General features: G+C 69.3%; 16 protein-coding genes. 4 read left to right on the top strand and 12 right to left on the bottom strand.

Features of this window, described 5'->3' with window-relative positions; all coding sequences use genetic code 11:
* Positions 1 to 46 precede the first annotated feature (46 nt).
* From pafA to prcB, 4 genes are all read right to left on the bottom strand, one after another.
* Positions 47 to 1,405, bottom strand: coding sequence for a Pup--protein ligase (gene pafA / locus ACZ6SA_RS35840; RefSeq protein WP_103962987.1), 1,359 nt, complete (start codon positions 1,403 to 1,405; stop codon positions 47 to 49).
* 149 nt (positions 1,406 to 1,554) lie between these two features.
* The gene (locus ACZ6SA_RS35835) at positions 1,555 to 2,076 is read right to left on the bottom strand and encodes a hypothetical protein (protein WP_347644597.1); all 522 of its coding nucleotides are present in this window, start codon (positions 2,074 to 2,076) and stop codon (positions 1,555 to 1,557) included.
* A gap of 282 nt (positions 2,077 to 2,358) precedes the next feature.
* Positions 2,359 to 3,147 carry a proteasome subunit alpha gene (prcA, locus tag ACZ6SA_RS35830; protein WP_347644787.1) on the bottom strand — a complete coding sequence of 263 codons (789 nt, stop codon included), beginning with the start codon at positions 3,145 to 3,147 and terminating at the stop codon, positions 2,359 to 2,361.
* 21 nt (positions 3,148 to 3,168) lie between these two features.
* Positions 3,169 to 4,017 (bottom strand): proteasome subunit beta, encoded by an 849-nt coding sequence (gene prcB, locus ACZ6SA_RS35825; protein WP_465833196.1) that lies wholly within the window; start codon positions 4,015 to 4,017, stop codon positions 3,169 to 3,171.
* 205 nt (positions 4,018 to 4,222) lie between these two features.
* On the opposite strand from prcB, the gene ACZ6SA_RS35820 reads away from it, so the two are divergent.
* Positions 4,223 to 5,335: a DNA polymerase IV gene (locus ACZ6SA_RS35820; RefSeq protein ID WP_465833194.1), complete on the top strand. Its 1,113-nt coding sequence runs from the start codon at positions 4,223 to 4,225 to the stop codon at positions 5,333 to 5,335.
* A gap of 283 nt (positions 5,336 to 5,618) precedes the next feature.
* On the opposite strand, the gene ACZ6SA_RS35815 is transcribed toward ACZ6SA_RS35820, so the two are convergent.
* Positions 5,619 to 5,828, bottom strand: a complete 210-nt coding sequence (locus ACZ6SA_RS35815; protein WP_347622130.1) for a ubiquitin-like protein Pup — start codon at positions 5,826 to 5,828, stop codon at positions 5,619 to 5,621.
* A 147-nt stretch (positions 5,829 to 5,975) separates the two neighbouring features.
* Here ACZ6SA_RS35815 and ACZ6SA_RS35810 point away from each other — a divergent pair, with 147 nt between their 5' ends.
* Positions 5,976 to 6,380 (top strand): hypothetical protein, encoded by a 405-nt coding sequence (locus tag ACZ6SA_RS35810; protein WP_347644599.1) that lies wholly within the window; start codon positions 5,976 to 5,978, stop codon positions 6,378 to 6,380.
* Positions 6,381 to 6,440: 60 nt separating this feature from the next.
* On the opposite strand, the gene dop is transcribed toward ACZ6SA_RS35810, so the two are convergent.
* From dop to ACZ6SA_RS35785, 5 genes are all read right to left on the bottom strand, one after another.
* The gene (gene dop / locus ACZ6SA_RS35805) at positions 6,441 to 7,955 is read right to left on the bottom strand and encodes a depupylase/deamidase Dop (RefSeq protein ID WP_347644600.1); all 1,515 of its coding nucleotides are present in this window, start codon (positions 7,953 to 7,955) and stop codon (positions 6,441 to 6,443) included.
* An 86-nt stretch (positions 7,956 to 8,041) separates the two neighbouring features.
* Positions 8,042 to 9,121, bottom strand: a complete 1,080-nt coding sequence (locus tag ACZ6SA_RS35800; protein ID WP_443153273.1) for an acyltransferase family protein — start codon at positions 9,119 to 9,121, stop codon at positions 8,042 to 8,044.
* 67 nt (positions 9,122 to 9,188) lie between these two features.
* Positions 9,189 to 10,268: a pyridoxal-phosphate dependent enzyme gene (locus ACZ6SA_RS35795; protein ID WP_465833190.1), complete on the bottom strand. Its 1,080-nt coding sequence runs from the start codon at positions 10,266 to 10,268 to the stop codon at positions 9,189 to 9,191.
* Positions 10,269 to 10,396: 128 nt separating this feature from the next.
* Positions 10,397 to 12,160: a proteasome ATPase gene (gene arc, locus ACZ6SA_RS35790; protein ID WP_132514529.1), complete on the bottom strand. Its 1,764-nt coding sequence runs from the start codon at positions 12,158 to 12,160 to the stop codon at positions 10,397 to 10,399.
* Between the two features lie 204 nt (positions 12,161 to 12,364).
* A complete protein-coding gene (locus ACZ6SA_RS35785; protein WP_347644603.1) occupies positions 12,365 to 13,216 on the bottom strand; it encodes a tRNA (adenine-N1)-methyltransferase in 852 nt (283 codons plus the stop codon).
* Between the two features lie 52 nt (positions 13,217 to 13,268).
* Between ACZ6SA_RS35785 and ACZ6SA_RS35780 the strand changes: the two genes are divergently transcribed.
* Both ACZ6SA_RS35780 and ACZ6SA_RS35775 read left to right on the top strand, forming a co-directional pair.
* Positions 13,269 to 14,384, top strand: a complete 1,116-nt coding sequence (locus tag ACZ6SA_RS35780) for a GNAT family N-acetyltransferase (protein WP_465833187.1) — start codon at positions 13,269 to 13,271, stop codon at positions 14,382 to 14,384.
* Positions 14,385 to 14,499: 115 nt separating this feature from the next.
* Positions 14,500 to 14,997, top strand: a complete 498-nt coding sequence (locus ACZ6SA_RS35775) for a hypothetical protein (protein WP_443153270.1) — start codon at positions 14,500 to 14,502, stop codon at positions 14,995 to 14,997.
* Between the two features lie 369 nt (positions 14,998 to 15,366).
* Here the strand turns inward: ACZ6SA_RS35775 and ACZ6SA_RS35770 are convergent, their stop codons facing one another.
* Both ACZ6SA_RS35770 and ACZ6SA_RS35765 read right to left on the bottom strand, forming a co-directional pair.
* Positions 15,367 to 16,878 carry an FHA domain-containing protein gene (locus tag ACZ6SA_RS35770; RefSeq protein WP_347644606.1) on the bottom strand — a complete coding sequence of 504 codons (1,512 nt, stop codon included), beginning with the start codon at positions 16,876 to 16,878 and terminating at the stop codon, positions 15,367 to 15,369.
* 340 nt (positions 16,879 to 17,218) lie between these two features.
* Positions 17,219 to 18,355, bottom strand: a complete 1,137-nt coding sequence (locus ACZ6SA_RS35765; RefSeq protein WP_347644607.1) for a site-2 protease family protein — start codon at positions 18,353 to 18,355, stop codon at positions 17,219 to 17,221.
* Between the last annotated feature and the right edge of the window lie 169 nt (positions 18,356 to 18,524).

Here is an 18,524-nt window from a genome sequence, read left to right as displayed (position 1 = left end):
ATTCAGGTAGGGCCGGGGTAAACGCGACACCACGCTCTGGCACGGGTCACATGCCGGCGATGAGCTTGTCGACCCGCTCGTCCACGCTGCGGAACGGGTCCTTGCACAACACCGTGCGCTGCGCCTGATCGTTGAGCTTGAGATGCACCCAGTCGACGGTGAAGTCGCGCCGCTTCTCCTGCGCCTTGCGGATGAACTCGCCGCGCAACCGCGCCCGCGTCGTCTGCGGCGGCACCGACTTGGCCTCGAAGATCTTCAGGTCGGACGCCACCCGCTCCACCGACCCGCGCTTCTGCAGCAGGTAGAACAGGCCGCGCTTGCGGTGCACGTCGTGATAGGCCAGATCGAGCTGCGCCACCCGCGGCGAGGACAGCGGCAGGTCGTACTTCTTCCTGTAGCGCTCGATCAGCTGGTATTTCGTCACCCAGTCGATCTCCCGCGAGACCAGGTCGAGGTTGCCGGTGTCGACCGCGTGCAGCGTGCGCTCCCACAGCTCCAGCACCCGGTGGGCGATGGCGTCGCCGCCGCGGCGGTCGACGAAGTCCTTCGCCTTCGACAGGTATTCCTGCTGGATCTCCAGGCTGGAGGCCTCGCGCCCGTTGGCCAGGCGCACCCGGCGCCGGCCCGTCATGTCGTGGGAGACCTCGCGGATCGCCCTGATCGGGTTTTCCAGCGACAGATCACGCATCACCGTGCCCGACTCGATCATGCGCAGCACCAGGTCGGTGGCGCCGACCTTGAGCAACATCGTGGTCTCGCTCATGTTGGAGTCGCCCACGATGACGTGCAGGCGGCGGAACCGCTCGGCGTCGGCATGCGGCTCGTCGCGGGTGTTGATGATGGGCCTCGACCGGGTGGTGGCGCTGGAGACGCCCTCCCAGATGTGCTCGGCCCGCTGCGAGACGCAGTAGACGGCGCCGCGTGGCGTCTGCAGCACCTTGCCTGCCCCGCACACGATCTGCCGCGTCACCAGGAACGGGATCAGCACGTCGGCCAGCCGCCCGAACTCCCCGTGCCTGCCCACGAGGTAGTTCTCGTGGCAGCCGTAGGAGTTGCCGGCCGAGTCGGTGTTGTTCTTGAACAGATAGATGTCACCGGCGATGCCCTCTTCGCGCAGCCGCTTCTCGGCGTCCACGAGCAGGCCCTCGAGAATGCGCTCGCCCGCCTTGTCATGGGTGACGAGCTCGATGACGTTGTCACACTCAGGTGTTGCGTATTCAGGGTGGCTGCCCACGTCGAGGTAGAGACGTGCGCCGTTGCGGAGGAAGACGTTGCTCGATCGGCCCCAGGACACGACCCGCCGGAACAAGTAGCGCGCGACCTCGTCGGGCGACAGCCTGCGCTGCCCCCTGAACGTGCAGGTCACGCCGTACTCGTTCTCCAGCCCGAAGATGCGACGATCCATCACCTCACACTATGCCCACGGATCGGCATGCGGGAGAGATCTTCGCAGGTGTTTTCCCGCACCCGCCCCGTCGGGTGTCCCGTTGACCGGGCGTTTACGGGCGTTCGTCCCGCACCCGCCCCCTCGGGGCGCGGGTCACACGGCGCGGGTCAAGGGGTGTAGATCTCCTGCACCTTGACGATGCGCCCCTTGTGGACAGTGATCAACGCGGGGTGCGGACGAGCGCCGTGCCGCTTGATGAGCGTGGCCCTGGAGCAGCGCTTCGCGCCGAGCCCCGTCTTCCTGCTGACCGTCATGTCCGACATCGTGGACTTGCACCCATACGCCGACAGGAACACCACGTTCTTCGCGATCGGCGAGGCATACGCGCCGACGCTCCCCTCGCGCGGGCCGACGAACAGCCCTTCGGTGTGGGTGCCCTTCTTCCACTTGATGGGCTCGTACTCGGCCACTCCGCCGCGCACGTGGGTGATCCGGCCGCGCAGAATGCCGTTGTGGCGGGAGTGGATCCCCTTGGTGAAATCGTGCCCCGGGTCGGCCTGGAAGGTCGTGCCGAAGGTCTTGGGCGCTTTGTACTTCGGGTAGGCGGCCGCGTCGGCGGCGCCGCCGGATACCAGCACCACGGCCCCGGCCGCCCCGGCCGCGAGGATGCCGCGCAGGGAAGTGTTCATGGAACCTGAGATCTTCGACGGCCCTCCGAAGTTCACCCCAACCAATGTGAAACAGATCACACTCTTGGAGAACCCCAGGAAGCCACGAACGCCGCGCCGCCGCGTGCGGGTGGAGGGATCGCCCCGCACGACGGTGTGAGACCGTCGGCGCCACGGCGACGTCGCCACCGCCGGGCGGCGGCCGGGACCGCCACGGGCGCCCGGCACGACCGCAGGAAACCACCGGATGCCCGGCTGCGGCTGCGGGGACCGCCCATGGCAGGCCCCCGCGGAAAAGTGTGTCTACAGCGGCGAGGAGCCGTCGTCCACGTCGCCGTCCGGGCCCGTGGGCGGCGGCGTGTCCTTGCCCTCGCCGGCGGGAGGCGTGGGCTGGGAGGCCGGTGGGGTGGTCGTCTGGGCGAGCAGCCGCTCCAGCCGCGCCCCCGTCAGCCGGAGGAACTTGCGGTGCTCGCGGTTGCGGTCGAGCACCGCCACCTCCAGCTGCGCCACCGGCGGCCGCTCGCCGCCCGGCTCGGTGAGCGCCGTCAGCGCCACCTCCAGCGCGTCGGCCAGCGACATCGACTCGCGGTAGCGCTCCTTCAGCCGGGTCGCCACCGCCTCGGCCTGGCCGCCCATCGCCGCGAAACCGTGCTCGTCGAAGACGGACCCGTCGAACGTCAGCCGGTAGATCGCGTCGCCGTCCTTGGTCTCACCCACCTCGGCGACGACGACCTCCACCTCGAGCGATTTGATCGACTCGGTGAAGATGCGGCCCAGGTTGGAGGCGTAGAGGTTGGCCAGGCCGCGTCCGGTCACGTCGGAGCGGTCGTAGGTGTAGCCGTTGATGTCGGCGTAGCGGATGCCGCCGAGGCGCAGCTCCTCGAACTCGTTGTAGCGCCCGACGGCGGCGAACCCGATGCGGTCGTAGATCTCGCTGATCTTGTGCAGCGCCCGCGACGGGTTGGGCGCCACGAACAGGATGCCGTCGACGTACTGGAGCACGACGACGGACCGGCCCCGCGCGATGCCCTTGCGCGCGTAGTCGGCCTTGTCCCGCATGATCTGCTCAGGGGACGCATATCCAAAAGGCATGGACACGTGCGGTGGTCCTTTCTAGCGCAGCGGGGCGATGGGGCCGTCGGGCGAGATCAGGCGGGCTTCGAGCATCTGCTCCACGTAGGAGGAGACCTGCTCGTCGGTCAGCCGGCGGAAACCGTCGGCGTCGATCACCGCGACGACCGGCCAGATCTTCCTGCTCACGTCGGGCCCGCCGGTGGCCGAGTCGTCGTCGGCCGCGTCGTAGAGGGCCTGGATGAGGGTCATCACCATGTCGTCGGAGGAGGCGCCGTCGCGGTAGAGCTTCTTCAGCGACCCGCGGGCGAAGATCGAACCGGACCCGATCGCGTCGAACCGCTCCCGCTCGTAGGGGCCGCCCGCGACGTCGTAGCTGAAGATGCGACCTTCGTCCTTGTCGGGGTCGTAGGCGGCGAACAGCGGCACCACCACCAGCCCCTGCATCGCCATGGCGAGGTTGCCCCTGATCATGGTCGCCAGCCGGTTGGCCTTGCCGGCCACCGACATCGTGCGGCCCTCGAGCTTCTCGTAGTGCTCCAGCTCGACGCGGTAGAGGCGGGCGAACTCGAGGCCCGTGCTGGCCGTGCCGGCGATGCCCATGCACGAGTAGTCGTCGGCGCGGAACACCTTCTCCACGTCGCGCTGGGAGATGATGTTGCCCGACGTCGCCCGCCGGTCGCCGGCCATGATCACTCCGCCGGCGAAGGTGGCGGCCACGATCGTGGTCGCGTGCGGGACCTGATCGCCGATCGGGGTGGCCAGAACCTCATCCCGCTGTGGCAGCAACTCGGGCGCATATGAACTGACAAACTCCGAGAACGACGAATTTCCCGTGTTCCGGAAAAGATGGTTCACCAAGCCGACGGGCAGATCCCTGTGCGATGCCACGCGACTCCCTCCAAACGTCAGTGTTCCTAGGGCGACCCTACTCATGTTGGGTTGCTGTCTGCACTTCCCACGATCAGCTCACGGCGAACCATTGTGCGCGGGCTTCACCGGCGCACCCCTTGAAACCCCGAACCAGACACCACGCCCGTGGACAGCGCTCCCCCGTGCTGGGCCCGTCACGAACCCACCGGCCATACTGGACACCATGGCCACCAGGTCCACCCGGGACTGGATCCTGCACGTCGACCTCGATCAGTTCGTCGCCGCGGTCGAGCTGCTCCGCCATCCCGAGCTCCGCGGCAGGCCCGTGGTCGTGGGCGGCACAGGCGATCCCACGCGCCCCCGCACCGTGGCCGCCACCGCGACCTACGAAGCCCGCGCCCACGGCATCCGTTCCGGCATGCCGCTGCGCACGGCGTACAAACGATGCCCGGAAGCGATCTTCCTGCCCAGCGACCCGCCCGCCTACGAGGCCGCCTCGCGAGAGGTCATGGCCGTCCTCCGGGAGTTCCCCGTGCGCGTGGAGATCTGGGGCTGGGACGAGGCCTTCGTCGGCGCCACCACCGACGACCCCGAAGCACTCGCCGCCGGCCTCCAGCAGGCCGTACGCGCCCGCACCCGGCTGACCTGCTCCGTCGGCATCGGCGACAACAAACACCAGGCCAAGCTCGCCTCGGCCTTCGCCAAGCCGGCGGGCGTGCACCGGCTCACCGGCGACAACTGGGCCGAGACCATGAACCACCGCTCCACCGACGCGCTCTGGGGCATCGGCGCCAAGACCGCCAGGAAGCTCGCCGCCCACGGCCTGCACACCGTCGCCCAGCTCGCCGCCGCCGACCCCGCCGATCTCGCCCGCCGTTTCGGGCCGACCAACGGCCCGTGGTATCGCTATCTCGCCCTCGGCAAGGGCGAGGCCGAGGTCGTCACCACACCCTGGATCGCCCGAGGCCACAGCCGCGAAACGACCTTCGAACACGATCTCACCGACAGGGGCGGCATCGCCCACCACGTCACGGCACTCGCCGGGCGCGTGGCCCAGGACACCATCGACGCCGGCCGCCAGGCGACCCGCGTCACCGTCAAGGTGCGCTACACGCCCTTCCTCACCCGCACCCGCCAGGCCAAGCTCCCCGCCGCCACGGCCGACCCGGGGGCCATCACCCGGACGGCCCTCACCGTCCTCGGCCGCTTCGATCTCGACCGCCCCGTCCGCCTCCTCGGCGTCGCGGTCGACTATGCCATGCCCGACCACACGCCCGACCACACGCCCGACCATGCCGTACCCGACGACCAACCCACCCTCGACCACCTGGACTAGAGAACAGCCTGGAACCCGGCCCTTCGCCGGTTCCCCATGCCCCGCAGAAAAAAGCGCGCTGAGCCCGCCCTCGTGGGCGAGCATGCGCGCGACGTCGTCCTGGTGGTGCCGTAACGGCAGGCGAACGGATGGTTCCGGAGGAGGATCCCGCCGACGCACGCTCGCCCATCGGGCCTGCGCCAGATGGGCCCGGACCGGGTGACGGCCGTGGCCTCACCGCGGTCCGGGCAGGTCAGTCGGCCCGGCGTTCCCACCCGAATCATCCCTTTAGTTGATGTTTGCCCTACTCTCCGCCCTTTTGGACATAGCTGCGCACGAACTCCTCTGCGTTCTCTTCGAGAACTTCGTCTATCTCATCCAGAATCGAGTCGACATCGTCCGTGAGCTTCTCCTGCCGCTCCTGAACGTCCGGCGCCGCCGAGGCCTCGGTCTCCTCGACTTCGGACTCGCGCCGACCGGTCTGCTTCTGGCCGCCGGTGTCCTTGGTTGCCATGTCCTACCTCCGTCTGGGGGACTGCCTCTCCTGCATATCTTCCCCGAACCGGGCGACATTTCGCGCCCATCGCCCAGCGATCTTGCGGGGTTGACCAGATAGTAGAGCTATCCAATAATGGGACCCCTGTACGCACAGGAGGTTGCGATGTCCCCTTCGTCCCTGAGCACTGCCGGTGTGCTCCTCATCACAGTTCCCCTGGTCGCCTTCGGCGGTGTCTCGTTGTTGTCGTTCCTGATGCGGAACGTTCCAGGATACCTCGACAATCCGGTGCGCCGCGGCCTGTGGCGGGCGGGTCACGCCCACGCGGGCGTGCTGGTGCTCTTCGCCCTGGTGGCGATGGTGTACGTGGATCAGGCGAGCCTGCCGGAAGGCGCCAAGGCCGTGGTGCGCACGCTGATCGTGGCCGCGCCGATCCTGATGCCGCTGGGGTTCTTCCTGTCGGTGGCGCGCCCGAGCGACACCAAGCCGAGCAGGCTGATCTGGCTCACCGTGGCGGGCGGCGTGAGCCTGGCGGCGGGCACGCTGACGCTCGGCGTGAGCCTGTTGTGAGGCGGGACCGCGCGCGGCCTGTGGTCGGCCGCCGCCGTGGACGCGGCCACCAGCGGGTGGTCAGTCGCCGCCGGTGAGCGCGGCCACCAGGTCGGCGGCGGTGCGGCAGCGATCGAAGAGCTCTCCGACATGGGCCTTGGTGCCGCGCAGCGGCTCAAGGGTCGGCACGCGCTGCAGTGACTCCCTGCCGGGGATGTCGAAGATGACGGAGTCCCAGGAGGCCGCGGCGACGGCCTCGCTGTACTGGCTCAGGCAACGGCCGCGGAAGTAGGCGCGGGTGTCGGTGGGCGGGTGTTCGACGGCACGCTGGACCTCTTCCTCGCTGACCAGGCGCTGCATGCGTCCGCGGGCGACGAGGCGGTTGTAGAGGCCCCGGTCGGGGCGGATGTCGGAATATTGCAGGTCGACGAGCTGGAGCCGGGGGTGCGACCAGGCCAGGCCGTCACGGCTGCGATAGCCCTCGAGGAGTTCGAGCTTGGCGACCCAGTCGAGCTCGCGGGCGAGCTGCATCGGATCTTCCGCGAGGCGGGTGAGCACGGACTCCCAGCGGTCGAGGATGTCCTTGTTCATCTCGTCGTGGGCGGTGCCGCGTTCCTCGACGTATTTGCGGGCCTGCTCGAGATATTCCATCTGGAGCTGGATGGCGGTGAGCTTGCGCCCGTCGCGCATGGGGATCTCGTAGCGGCAGGCGGGGTCGTGGGACACGGCCCGCAGCGCCTGCACGGGGTTGTCGACGGCGAGGTCACGGGTGAGGAAGCCGTCCTCGATCATGGCGAGGACGAGTGCGGTGGACCCGAGCTTGAGATAGGTCGAGATCTCCGACATGTTGGCGTCGCCGATGATGACGTGCAGCCTGCGGTATTTCTCGGGGTCGGCGTGCGGTTCGTCACGGGTGTTGATGATGGGCCGCTTGAGCGTGGTCTCGAGCCCGACCTCGACCTCGAAGAAGTCGGCCCGCTGGCTGATCTGGAACCCTTCGCCGCGGGAGTCCTGGCCGATGCCGACCTTGCCGGCGCCGACGACGACCTGACGAGAGACGAAGAAAGGAGTGAGGTGCCGGACGATGTCGGCGAAGGGGGTGGCGCGCCGCATCAGGTAGTTCTCGTGGCAACCGTAGGAGGCGCCTTTGGCGTCGGTGTTGTTCTTGTAGAGCTGGATGGGGGCGTTGGAGGGGATGGCAGAGGCTCGGGTTGCCGCGTCGTACATGACTCGCTCGCCCGCTTTGTCCCAGATGACGGCGGCCCGAGGGTTGGTGCACTCGGGCGCGCTGTACTCGGGGTGGGCGTGGTCGACGTAGAGCCGGGCGCCGTTGGTGAGGATGACGTTGGCGAGGCCGAGGTCCTCGTCGGTGAGCTGGGTGGGGTCGGCCACCTCCCGGGCAAGGTCGAACCCGCGCGCGTCGCGCAGCGGGTTCTCCTCCTCGAAATCCCACCGTGCCCTGCGCGCGCGGGCCGCCGAGGCGGCCAGGTAGGCGTTCACGACCTGCGAGGAGGTCACCATCGCGTTGGCGCCTGGCTGACCAGGTACGGAGATGCCGTACTCGGTCTCAATGCCCATCACCCGACGCACCGTCATGCAACACCCTCTGTTCGTCCGGGTCTGTCTATCCGCCGTTTATATGCCCGAGCCTATGCCCTTCACAGTGCCCCAAGGCCACAAGGTTATGGCACCGACGTCTTTTCAACCTGTACGGCAGGAGCTGACGTGCTTTGCGGTGCCCTGCGCGGCTTGAGAAGTCGCTGGATAGGACGTTCCGCAAAGGCATGGACAAGATAGGACAGCAGAATCGCGACCAGCGTCGCGGTGACGGCGACCGCCCAAGGGGGCAGGTCCTCGACGAGCACGGGGATGAGGGCCACCGCGACCACGCCATGGAACAGGTAAAGCGGGTACGTGACCCCACCGAGCGCGGTGAGCGTCCTCGACGACTTCAGCCTGAGCAGGCCGAGGGCGACCAGGGCCATCACGGTGAAGATCAGGGTGATGGTGATGATGACGCTGACGTCGGTGACGGGCATGTTCTTGAAGCCCGCGGCCTCGACCCGGCTGTGCACACGGCCGAGCGCGGCGTTGATCGACAGGCCGTACCCGCCGGCCACGTACAACCAGGGCAGCCAGGCGCTGCCGTGCTTGTGGATGAGGTACAGGGACATGCCGGCCACGAAATAGGGGGCGTACCGCGGCATGACGATCTCGTCGAGCAGGTCGTTGCCGAGCAGTTCCGCGCCGAGCGCGGCGACCAGCCAGACGCCCGCGAAGACCAGCACGCGCCGGTACGTCACGCCGATGATCACAAGGACGGCCATCAGCAGGTAGAAGCGGAGCTCCGCCCAGAGCGACCAGTAGACGCCGCTGGCGTCGGTGACCTTGAACAGCCGCTGGAGCATGGTGGCGTTCACCAGGTATTCGCCTGGTGAAAGTTTTGGGTTGAGCGCCTTGGCGCCGGTGATCGCGTAGAGGGCGGCGACCGCGCCGAGGCTGAGCCAGTACGCGGGATAGAGACGCACGAACCGGGACCGGGCGAAGCCGCCGAGCCCTCGGCCCCAGACGGTCATCAGGATGACGAACCCGCTGATGATGAAGAACAGCTCCACGCCGAGGATGCCTAACCCCGCGATGGGCGCCAGCGCCGGGAACAGCTCGGCGGGCCTGTCCCCCCAGACGGAGGCGTACGCGACCAGATAGTGGAAGGCGACGACGGCGAGGGCGGCGATGAATCGCAGGAGGTCGAGCTCGGCCAACCGGCCGTCCCCCCGGACATGCTTCGGCCGGTTGGGTGAATGCACGCCCCTTTGACGTAGATGTCGATCATTTTGGTTCCACCGGTCCCTCTGTTCCCACGAGCAACACGCGTGAGCGCTCGTCGACGCCGAGCGCACGCCGGGAGTCGCCGCTCAGTTCGAGCAGCCCGGCGGCTCCGGCGGCTCCGCACGGCGACAGGGCCACGCCGTGCCCGGACAGGAGCCGGACCGCGGCGTCCGCCTCCTCGTCGGTGATCGTCATGTAGAGGTCGGCGAGGTGGGACAGGAGATGATGGGCGATAAGGGAGGGTTCGAGGCAGTCGAGCCGGCCGAGCGTGGTATGTCCGCCTCTGATCCGGACGGACGTGCCGGCGCGGGCGCTTTCGAGCAGGCAGGGCGCGCCCTCGGGCTCGACGACGATCACTTTGGGCTGCTCGCCCCAGCGGTCCCGTACGTATCCGGCCGCCGCCGCGGCCAGCCCGCCTACCCCGGCCTGCACGAACACGTGCGTGGGCGCGCCGGGGCCCTCGTCCGGGCCGTCTCCGGCGGGCTCAGCCGCGGAAGAGAGCTCGCCGAGGCCGGACAGTTCGTCGAACAGGACCGTGTAGCCGCGCATGACGTCGAGCGGGACGGCGGTGTAGCCCTCCCACGAACTGTCGGAGACCAGCCGCCACCCCTGCTCCTCGGCCGTGCGGAGCGCCGCGGCCATGCTGTCGTCGTAATGCCGGCCGCTGCGCCGCACCTCCGCGCCGAGGGCGCGCAGCCGCCGCTCGAACGCCTGGGGCACGTCCTCGCTCAGGTAGACCACGCACGGCACGCCTGCCTCCGCGGCTCCTGCGGCGACGGAGATGCCGTGGTTGCCGGCGCTGGCGCACACGAAGGGCGGGCCTCCTGGCTCGCGTTCGGCCATCAGGCGCACGGCGTAGGCGCCGCCGAGCGCCTTGAAGCTGCCCAGACCCATGCGCAGGCTCTCGTCCTTGATGTGCACGGCGTACGTACCCGCGAACCCGCGCAGGGTGTGGACGGGCGTGGGCCGGTAGCCGCGGTGCCCGGCGAAGCGGGCGCGGGCCTGGCGGGCGTGCTCGACTCCGATGAGCTCGCGGTCCTGCGCGGTGTACGGGCCGCGACCGGGGTTCAGGTACTCCATGATCGCCATGCTAGGCGCGGCCGGTGCCTTCCCCGGCGGGCGACCCGCCACCGATGCGGCCGGCGACCGGGTCCGCAGACGCGGGAGGGCCGCGCGGTCTCCCGCGCGGCCCTCCCGATCAAGGGGTGTTACAGGTACTGGCCGGTGTTGGCGACGGTGTCGATGGACCGGCCGGCTTCGGTGCCCTGCTTGCCGGAGACGAGCGTGCGGATGTAGACGATCCGCTCGCCCTTCTTGCCGGAGATGCGGGCCCAGTCGTCGGGGTTGGTGGTGTTGGGCAGGTCTTCGTTCTCGGAGAACTCGTCCACGCAGGCCGTGAGCAGGTGCTGCACCCGCAGGCCCTTCTGGCCGGATTCGAGGAACTGCTTGATGGCCATCTTCTTGCCCCGGTCGACGATGTTCTGGATCATCGCGCCGGAGTTGAAGTCCTTGAAGTAGAGGACCTCCTTGTCGCCGTTGGCGTAGGTCACCTCGAGGAAGCGGTTCTCCTCGCTCTCGGTGTACATGCGCTCGACGACGCTCTGGATCATGCCCTGGATGGTGGCCTCACGGGAGCCGGAGTGCTCCGTCAGGTCGTCGGGATGCAGAGGCAGGTCAGAGATGAGGTATTTCGAGAAGATGTCCTTGGCCGCCTCGGCGTCCGGCCGCTCGATCTTGATCTTGACGTCCAGGCGGCCGGGCCGCAGGATCGCCGGGTCGATCATGTCCTCGCGGTTGGAGGCGCCGATGACGATGACGTTCTCGAGCCCCTCGACGCCGTCGATCTCCGACAGCAGCTGAGGGACGATGGTGTTCTCGACGTCGGAGGACACGCCCGAGCCTCGGGTGCGGAAGATCGAGTCCATCTCGTCGAAGAACACGATCACCGGGGTGCCCTCTGAGGCCTTCTCGCGGGCTCGCTGGAAGACGAGGCGGATGTGCCGCTCGGTCTCACCGACGTACTTGTTGAGCAGCTCCGGGCCCTTGATGTTGAGAAAGAAGCTCTTGCCGGACTGGCCGGTCTTCTCCGCGACCTGCTTGGCCAGGGAGTTGGCGACGGCCTTGGCGATGAGCGTCTTGCCGCAACCGGGCGGGCCGTACAGCAGCACGCCCTTCGGGGGACGGAGTTTGTGCTCGCGGAACAGGTCGGCGTGCAGGTAGGGCAGCTCGATCGCGTCCCTGATCTGCTCGATCTGCCGCATGAGACCGCCGATCTCCTCGTAGGAGATGTCGGGGACCTCTTCGAGCACGAGCTCTTCGACTTCGGACTTGGGTATGCGCTCGTAGACGTAGCCGGAGCGAGGTTCGAGCAGGAGCGAGTCGCCCGCCCTGATGGGCTGGCCGACCAGCGACTCGGCCAGTCGCACGACGCGCTCTTCGTCGGCGTGCGAGATGACCAGGGCCCGCTTTCCCTCGTCGAGCAGTTCTTTGAGCATCACGATCTCGCCGACCTCTTCGTAGCCGAGGGCTTCGACCACGTTGAGCGCCTCGTTGAGCATGACCTCCTGGCCACGCCGCAGCGAAGCGACGTCGACGGCGGGGCTGACGTTCACCCGGAGCTTGCGACCTCCGGTGAACACCTCGATCGTGCCGTCTTCTCGGGCCTCCAGGAAGGTGCCGAAGCCGGATGGCGGCTGCGCCAGCCGGTCGACCTCCTCCTTGAGGGCGACGATCTGGTCCCTGGCCTCCTTGAGTGTGGCCACCAGGCGTTCGTTCTGGCCGGTCACGGCCGCCAGATTGGCCTGTGCCTCATGGAGACGCTCTTCGAGGACTCTGGCCTGACGGGGTGACTCGGCCAGCTTCCGCCTCAGCGCGGTGATCTCCTCCTGGAGGAAGGAGACCTGTGTTGAAAGATCAGCGACCTCCCGTTCGCGCTGCGCGGCTCGAGCCTCAGCATCATCGCGAGCTGCCACGCCCCGTCACCTCCTTCCCAGTCGAGGGCGACTACTAAGGACCTTACCTATCTCGGGCCCCTCCGTAACCTGGCCGGGCAGTGTTCGTCGTGTGACAATCAGTATTCGGCGATTAATCCCCAATAGTGCGTTTAATACTCCCAGCATATGAACACGGTCATCTGTTCCCGTGTCACGCACCAACGCACCCTCGTGGCCAAATTGTCATAGTTCTTCGGTCGTCCCCTTCGGTCGTCGACGGCGCGGCGGCGGAGTCACGCCGTCGGCCATGCGGCGGGCGGTGACGAGGAACCCGGTGTGGCCGATCATCCGATGATCCGGTCTCACCGCGAGTCCTTCGACGTGCCAGTCGCGAACCAGGGTCTCCCACGCATGCGGCTCCGTGAAACACCCATGATCGCGAATGACCTCGACCGTCTTGGACAGCTGGGTCGTCGTGGCCACGTAACAGCAGATCACACCCCCAGGCGTCAGCGCCTTGGCGACCGCGTCGACGCACTCCCAGGGAGCGAGCATGTCGAGGATGACGCGGTCGACGTCGACCTCGTCGATCGACGACACCAGGTCGCCGGTGACCAGGCGCCAGTTGCCCTCCATGGGACCGCCGTAGAACTTCTCCACGTTCTTGCGCGCCACGTCGGCGAACTCCTGGCGCCGCTCGTAGGACGTGACGTGCCCCTCCGGGCCGACCGCGCGCAGCAGGAAGCAGGTCAGCGCGCCGGAGCCGACACCCGCCTCGATGACCCGGGCGCCGGGGAAGATGTCGGCCATGCCGACGATCATGGAGGCGTCTTTCGGGTAGATGACGGCCGCGCCACGCGGCATGGCCAGCGTGTAGTCCTGCAGCAGGTGGCGGAAGGCGAGGTAGGCGGTGCCGCCCGAGGAACGCACGACGGAACCTTCAGGCTGCCCGATCAGATCACTGTGCGGGATGGCGCCCTTGTGGGTGTGGAAGACGCCGTCCTCCTTGAGCGTGATCGTGTGGCGCTTGTTCTTGGGGTCGGTGAGCTGCACCTGATCCCCCGCCTGGAAAGGCCCATGCCTGCGGAAACCCATGGCGGCAAGGTTATAGGGCTTTCGAGCGGGTCAGGACGCACGATAAGTATGGATGATGCTCCCGCACGACGTGATCTCCACCGGCTCCCTCATCCTGCGGCCACCCGTGGAGTCCGACGCCGAAGCGATCGTCACGACCTGCGACGACCCGGTGTCAGCCAGATTCCTGCCGCTCCTGCCGTCGCCGTACGGGGCCGGCGACGCGCTCGACTACCTCGGCAGGTCCGCGGACAGGTGGCGGGACGGCGGGGCGGAGTTCTCGATCACCGAGAACGGCCGCTACGCCGGCTCCATCGGCGTCGGGCCGCCGGACCGCTGGGGCGTGACCGAGATCGGCTACCTGGTGGCCCCGTGGGCCCGGGGCAAGAACGTCGCGGCCACGGCGGCCAGGGCGGTCACCGACTGGCTCTTCGACCACGGGGTGCGCCGGGTCGAGCTGCAGGCCGAGGTGGAGAACGTGGCGAGCCTGCGCGTGGCGTACAAAGCGGGTTTCCGCGAGGAGGGGCGCAGGCGGGACGCCAAGCAGGTGCGCGACGGCCGGTACGCCGATGTCGTCACGTTCGGCCGGCTGGCTGGCGACGCCGTGGCTGTGGCGGAGCCGTACCTTCCGTTCTTCGAGGGCGGGGAGCTGACCGACGGAGTCGTGGCGCTGGAGCCGCTGGCCGCCGAGGACGCCAAGGACTTCCACCGGATGATGGCCGAGCCGAGCGTGGCGGTCTACTCCGTGGGGCCGCCGGCCACGCTGGAGGACAACGAGCGGCGCTGCCGCTACACCGGCTACTGGTGGGCGTCGGGGCAGCGCGTCGAGCTGGCGGTCAGGGACGCGGCCTCGCGGGCGTTCGCGGGGCACCTGCAGCTGACGCAGGTGGTCCCGGCGCTCGGGCAGGCGATGATCGGCTACTCGCTGGTGCCGCCGCACCGGGGCAAGGGGCTCATGACGCGGGCGGTGCGGCTGCTGGTCGACTGGGCGTTCGCCGGCACGCCCCTGCACCGGATCGTGGCGGGCACCGAGGCGGGCAACACGGCCTCGCAGGCGGTGCTGGAGCGGGCGGGGTTCAGCCGGGAGGGCGTGCACCGTGAGCTGTTCCCGCAGCCGGACGGCACCTGGGCCGACGACGTGGCGTGGGCGCGCCTGCGGCAGGACGAGCCCGCGGGCCGGAAATCCTGATTTCCTGTTGAGGTCTGGTCAAGGGCGCCGTCCAGGACGATAGTCGGGGCACCCGCACGTAAGGTCGCGCGATCGGGGTACGCGATCTCACCCTCTCCCCCCGAGGGGCGCCGCGATGCCATACGACCGTGCCGACGTCGCCATGCGCGAGCTCATCGCCGTGTTCTCCTGCCTGGAGGCGGTGAACCTGATCGACCGGCTCGCACGTACCGCCGCGGCCGTCGCGGGCACCGGGAACGCCGGATTCGTCCGGGTGGACGTGCTGCGCCGGCACGCGTGCTCGATCCACGTGCACACGCCGCCAGGCGATCCGCTGAGCGTGCGGCGGTGGCTGGCGGAGTCGGGGGTGATGAAGGAGCTCGTGGCGTCGCAGGCGACGGTACGGCTGGCGCGCGACGTGTCGGTGGGCGAGCCGGGTTTCCTGTCCATGCCCGTGCCGATGGCGACGCGGGACTCCACGCACCTGTGGGTGGCGGGGCGCGGGTTCAGCGACGGTGACGAGCACCTGGTGAGCCGGTTCGCCGCGGCGGCGGGGCGGGCGCTGGAGGCCGCCGGGGGCCTGGAGGCCGCGGTGCGCATGTTGCGCGGAGTGCGGTCCTTCCGTCCCGTCTAGCGAGGGGTGGGCCCGCTTTCGCGCGGTCGGAATCCGGGGTTGCGGACGACCTGTAGCGGGCCCGAATGAGGCGGGAAAACCTGCCCCGGCGGGTTCTCCGGCCCGTCACTCATGAAGATCCTTCGCCTATTTCGCGGCTCTTATCCAGACTGACGATTTCTCGGGATATGGCTCTCTGAATTGTGTGCTCCGCGGCCGGGATCCCCGGCGTGGCCGCCGATCCCGTCGTCCGCACCCCGGATTCCGCCCGTTCGGGGCAAGCCACACGTGGTGTCGTTTCGCGCCGAAGGCCGCCCTCCGGATGGCGTACGGCCCTTGTGCGAGAACGCTCGCGCCCCGGCGAGGGCGCGAGCGTCAGGCGGCGCGGTGTCAGCCCCTGTGGGCCTCGAAGCGGAGCGTGCGGGACACGCCCACCCGGACGGTCGTGCCCGGGGCGATGGTGACCGGCTCGTTGGGCGGGATGTCGTAGAAGTTGGGGTCGCCGGGCGGCTGGATCTGCGTGCCGTTGACCGAACCGAGATCCACCAGGTTGACGTCCCAGCCGTCCAGCGCCACGCGCAGGTGGCGGCGCGAGACCGAGCCGTCGGGGCTGGTCACCTTGGCCGGCCTCGCGCTGCCGCCGGCCACCTCGGGCGCGCGCTCAGGGTCACGGCCGAGGAGGTAGTCGGCCTCCAGGGGCAGCGCCGTGCCGTCGTCGAGGACGAGGACCCCGAGCGGGGGACGCGGCCCTTTGTAGGGGACGAGGGTGCGCTGGACCAGGGCGATGCCGCAGACGGCGCAGTAGGGCACGCGGGGGTCGTTGAAGTGGTCGTTCTTGCAGTCGACCCCGTAGACCAGCGGCCGGTCGCCGTGGTCGGCCTGCTGATCCTGCTGCTGGGGCGGGCCGGGCTGGTCGTAGTGCTCCTGCGGGCCGGGCCCGGCCGGACCGGGCTGGTCATAGTGGTCGGGCGGCCCCATGTGCTGCTGGGCCTGCTGCTCGCCGTTGCCCGAGTGCGCGGGCTCGTCGAAGGAGGGGAACTGCTGCTGCGGCTCGGGCAGGGGCGGCGGCTGCTCCTGCGGCGGGCCGTAGGGTGACTGCTGCTCGTGGGGCGGGCCGTAGGGGGGCTGGTCCTGCGGCGGGCCGTAAGGGGGATGTTGCTCCGGGGGCGGCCCGTAAGGGGGCTGGTCCTGCGGCGGGCCGTAGGAGGGCTGGTCAGGGGGCGTCAGGTAGGACGGCTGCTCGACCGGCTGCGGACCCGAGTGGGGGCCCGGCTGCGGGCCGGAGGCGGCCGGCGGCTGGTCGGCCAGCGGGTAGGGAGGGCGCTCGACGGGCTGCTGCGGGGGCGGCTGGATGAGGTCGGGCTCGACGTGGAGGCCGGTGGCGGGCATCTCGCTGGTGAGCGGCCTGGACACGGCGGGTGCCGAGGGCTGCTCGGAGAAGTCGCCCACCAGACCGCCGCCGTGCACGACGCCGCCGTCGAACCGGACCGCGGGGTGCGGGCTGCCGGCGCCGGGCAGGCTCAGCTCGACGCGCTCGACGGTGCCGGTGACGAGCCGGTCGGCCCACGTCAGGGAGTCGCTCCCGGCCAGCCGCGTCTCGCCTGCCGGGGTGGCGATGGTGGCCGCCGCGGAGCCGCTGACCAGGACCGCCACGCCGTCGCCGACGGAGCCCGCCACCGCGCAGGTGGCCGGGTCGCCGGCCATGTTGGCCGCGAGCACCTGGGCGGCGCGCCGGGCCAGCGCCCGGCCGTCCCCGCCGGACGACGCCGTCGCGCGCAGCGCCTCGAGCAGGTCGTCGGCCGCGGACTCGCCGGCGTCGCACACGAGCAGCAGCCCGCCCTCGTAGGCGACCAGCCCATTTCCAGGAAGCGGACGCACCACTCCGAAGCCTTGGCCGGTCATGAGTCCTCCCTCATGCCGACCGTGCTGCGCTCATTGGTGCCCTCGCTGCGCTCGGTCACTCAACTCTCCTCCCCGGAAGCCGGCGGTGTTACGGCACCCGCACTGCCGTGCTGGTCACCAGCCATACGTACCCCGACGACGAGGCCACGTCGCGGCCACCTCGTCTCGATTCGGTGAACCGGTCGACCGCGGCAAACCCCTCAACTGTGCAAGTCTGGCCAACCAGCACACTATCGGCCAGTCGTCACATCGCAGAAATCGCCAGAGTCGGCTCCGGCCCACCCCGAAACTGCTGGACACGACCCTAGCCGGGGGCTGCCGCTTAAACGAGTGGGACAAATCAGACGCCGGAGAAGACCCGGTTCACGTCGGCCGTGGCCAGCACGCCGTAGATCTCGCCGCCGTGCTCCACGAGCAGATATTCGCTGCCCGGCGCCTCGCGCATGGCGTCGATGAGGGGCTCACCCTCCAGGTCGGCGGCCAGCACCATGTCGGGCTCGAGCGACTTGGCGAGGGAGGCGACGTTCACCCAGGGGCGGCGGTGCTCGGGCGTGGCCTGGACGGCGGCCTCGCTGACGATGGCGACGGGTTTGCCGTCGTGGTCGACCACGACGATGGCCCCCGCCCGGCGTTCGCCCGCCTGCCGCAGCGCCTCGGCCAGCGGCGTCTCGGCGACCACGGGAACGGCCCTTCGCGCGAGGGTGCGGGCGTTGACCTGCGGGATCCTGGCCCGGATCTTGGCCACGCGCAGCGACTGGCTGGCGCCGAGCCAGATGAACATGGCCAGCACGATCGGCCACAGCAGGTCGGTGAGATCGAGCTCGCGCCCGTCGGACAGCGCCGTCGCGACCGGCACGACGACGAGGAGCACGGCCAGCACCCGGCCGCCCCACGCGGCGACGATGGTGCCGGAGCCGGGGTTCTTGGTGAGCTTCCAGACGCCGGCGCGCAACATCCTGCCGCCGTCGAGGGGCAGCCCGGGCAGCAGGTTGAACACGCCGACGATGAGGTTGGCCACCCACAGCTGCCAGACGAGCGCCTCGGGGATGCCGCCGTCGTTGATCACGTAGATGTCGGCGGCCAGCCCGAGCCCGCCCAGGCCGAGCGAGAGCGCGGGGCCCGCGGCGGCCACCAGGAACTCCTTGCCCGGCGTCGGCGGCTCCTTCTCGATCTCCGACACGCCGCCGAGGAAGTAGAGGGTGATCCGCCGCACCGGCAGGCCGTAGGCCTTGGCCAGCACGCTGTGCGCGAGCTCGTGCAGCAGCACCGAGACGTACAGCAGCACCGCGAACACGAACGCGACGGCGTACGCGGCCGTGCTGTTCAGCTCGGGCAGCATGATCTGCATTCTCGGCCCGACGAGCATGGTGATGAAGGCCGCCACGATGAACCATGTCCACGAGACGTAAACCGGAATGCCGAACGGCTTTCCCATCCGAAGGCCGGAGAACTCCTGTCGCGGGCTCTGCTCGCTCACCGCACTCCTTGACATCCTCGCCGCCGGGGCATCCGTCGCCGCGCCCGGCCGGAGGGCCGGGCGACGGTCCGTGTCGCGGATTTCCCGTCGGCACGTGCTGTTGCTGCCTTGATGCTACGCGCCGGATCAGGTGATCCTCGTTCCGCGGGCGTTATTCTGTCGGGCTCTT

This window comes from Nonomuraea sp. NPDC049378 (assembly GCF_055586745.1).
This window is presented reverse-complemented; position numbering and strand designations above follow the sequence as displayed.